The following is a 2706-nucleotide window of genomic DNA, read 5'->3' as shown; positions in this document are numbered from 1 at the left end:
GGCGGGCTGCTCGGGCTTGGTGCGGCTGCGCAGGGTAATCACCGGCACGAACAGCGCGATCAGGAACCCGGCGATGGCGAACCAGATGGCGTCTCCGAACATCTTGGTCATGCTGGCGGTAAAGCCCCGCTTCATGCCCACGCCAATCTGCTCGCCCAGCGTCTTGGCCTGTTCGGAGAACTTGGCCTTGATGCTGCCGAGGGCCTTCGTCTTGGCCTGCTCATAAGCTTGCGGCTCCTGACGCAGAATGCCCTGCGCGACCTGGGCGGCGGTGGCCTGAGCCGCCTGCGGCGTCGCCAGGGCGGCAGCGGGAATGGCGCGCACGGGGGCCTTGAGCTGGGCCGGACGGGCCGGATTGTTCAGGAGGGCGCGGCGGCCCCGTTCACCCTTGGCGAGGGCGGCCTGAACCCCGGCGGCCTGCCGGGTCACGGCGGCGTGAACCTGCGCCTGCAAGCCCCCGCCGACCAGGGCTTTGAGGTCGTTGGGAAACTGCGGATTGGCGGCAACGGCTTTCTGGGCCGACACGTCACCGTTCAGTGCTCTTTCGATCTGGATGTACTGGGCGCTGAAGGTCTCGTCCAGCTTGGTCTGGAGGGGATTGCCTTTGCCACTGCTGGCGGCCCGCAGCGCCCCCATGTCGAAGTTGCTGATTTCTACGCCCGCCCCAGGGATTTTGGGGAGGTACTTGGGCATCTCGGTGTGCAGGTTGTTCATCAGCAGCGTGCCGAAGACGGCGGCACCGATGGTGTTGCCAATCTGGCGGAAAAACTGGCTGCTGGAGGTCGCCACCGCCAGTTCCCGCACGCTGACGCCGCTCTGGATGGCGAGGGTAAACAGGCTCTGCGAGGGGCCGAGGCCCAGACCGACCAGGAACATGCGCCAGTAGAGGTCCGGCAGGGTGGTGTCCGGCTTCAGCCCTTCCAGCGTCCACATGCCCAGAATGAGAACCAGCGTGCCGCCGATAATCCAGGGCTTGTACTGACCCGTGCGAGCCACGATGTTGCCACTGAGAATGCTTGCGCCCATCAAGCCGATCATCAGCGGCAACATGCTCATGCCCGAGTTGGTGGCGCTGACGCCCAGCACCATCTGCATGTACAGCGGCAGGAAAATCACGATGCCCATGAAGGCGATGTTGATGACGAAAGACGCGAGGTTGCTCACGCTGAAGATGGGCACCCGGAACAGACTGAGCGGAATGATGGCGTCCTTGGTGCGGCTCTCGACCAGCAGGAACAGCACCAGACTGACCAGCGACCCCGCGAACAGGCCCAGGATGGTGGCACTGTTCCAGGCATAGGTGGTGCCGCCCCAGGTCAGTGCCAGCAGCAGCGGAATGGTGGTGCCCAGAATAAACAGGGCGCCCAGCCAGTCTATTTTGCCGCCGCTCCTGGTGCCGATGCGCGGCATTTTGGCGATGATGATGAACAGCGCCAGCAGGCCGACGGGCAGGTTGGCGTAGAACGTCCAGCGCCAGCTCAGGTGGTCGGTGAGCCAGCCGCCGATCAGCGGCCCCAGCACCATGCTCAGGCCGAAGACGGCTCCGAAAAAGCCCCCGAATTTGGCGCGTTCGGCGGGGTCGAACATGTCCGCCAGGATGGTGAAGGCGATGGTAAACAGCGCCCCGCCCCCGAAACCCGCCACCGCACGGAAGGCGATGAGCTGGTTCATGCCGCCGCCCAGGAAGTTGCCCAGCCAGGGTTCGCCCGCCAGGCCGCACAGTGCCGAGCCGAACAGAAAGACCAGAATCCCGAAGATCAGAATGGGTTTGCGCCCGTACAGGTCGGAGAGCTTGCCGTAAATGGGCACCATGACCGTGCTGGCAAGCAAGTAGGCGGTGGTGACCCACGAATAGAGGTTGAAGCCGTGCAGTTCCTCGATGATGCGCGGCATGGCAGTGCCCACGATGTTCTGCGAGAGGGCGGCCAGCAGAAACACCGTGAGCAGGCCGATGAGGGTGGTGCGCTTTTCCTGATCGGAATAGGACGCGAGCTGTTCGAGGTGGGGCGCTGGCGGCTGTGGCATGGCAGGCGCGGCGCTGGTGGGGTCGGTCATTCTTCTTTCTCCGTCGGTTTGGGCAGCGGGAAACCGCTGAGGGCCTCCATCGCTTCGAGCAGGGCGAAGAGCTGGGCGGGCGGCAACTGCACGAGGCGCTGGCTGGCATAAGCCTTGATGTCGCCCACCACGGCCTGAAAGGTGGCTTGCCCCTGCGTAGTGAGGCTCAGGCGGGTGCGCCGCGAGTCGCGTTCGTCGATCTGCCGCTCCAGCAACCCCTGCTTGGCGAGTTGGTCGATGTAGCGGCTCAGCAGCGTGGACGGAATCTGGAGGGTCTCACTGAGTTCCTTGGGGTAGACCATGCCCTTACGGATGTGGAACAGGATGAAAAAGCGGCGCATATCCAGTCCATGCGTTTCCAGCAGCGGCGAGATGTCGTGCTTCATGCGGCGGTTCAGGCGCCACAGCCCCCCCAGAAAGCGCACGATGGCTTCATCGTTCAGCGTGTGCGAAGTCGGTGTCATATCAGCGGGCCATCAGCACGTCCACCGGCGAGGCGTGGCTGACCATGTCGGAAACGCTTCCGGCCAGCGCCGCGCTCCAGGCCGACTTGTGCTTGCGCCCCAGCACGATCAGGTCGGCGCCCACTTGCTGCGCGACCTGCAAGATGGCCTCGGCGGGCTTGAGCGCGGGCAGGAGATGTTCCACCAC

At 64.5% G+C, this 2706-nt stretch carries 3 protein-coding genes; all 3 read right to left on the bottom strand.

What is annotated here, in order from left to right; translation table 11 throughout:
• A partial coding sequence (locus Q4C89_RS14690; RefSeq protein WP_303103367.1) for an MDR family MFS transporter occupies nt 1-2055 on the bottom strand: 2055 nt, incomplete at its 3' end.
• The gene (locus Q4C89_RS14685) at nt 2052-2519 is read right to left on the bottom strand and encodes a MarR family winged helix-turn-helix transcriptional regulator (protein ID WP_303103366.1); all 468 of its coding nucleotides are present in this window, start codon (nt 2517-2519) and stop codon (nt 2052-2054) included. The genes Q4C89_RS14685 and Q4C89_RS14690, both read right to left, overlap by 4 nt.
• 1 nt (nt 2520) lies before the next feature.
• The coding region (locus tag Q4C89_RS14680) for a universal stress protein (protein WP_303103365.1) at nt 2521-2706 on the bottom strand (186 nt) is incomplete at its 5' end.

The sequence above is a fragment of the Deinococcus sp. genome (assembly GCF_030523985.1).
GTDB lineage: Bacteria > Deinococcota > Deinococci > Deinococcales > Deinococcaceae > Deinococcus.
This window is presented reverse-complemented; position numbering and strand designations above follow the sequence as displayed.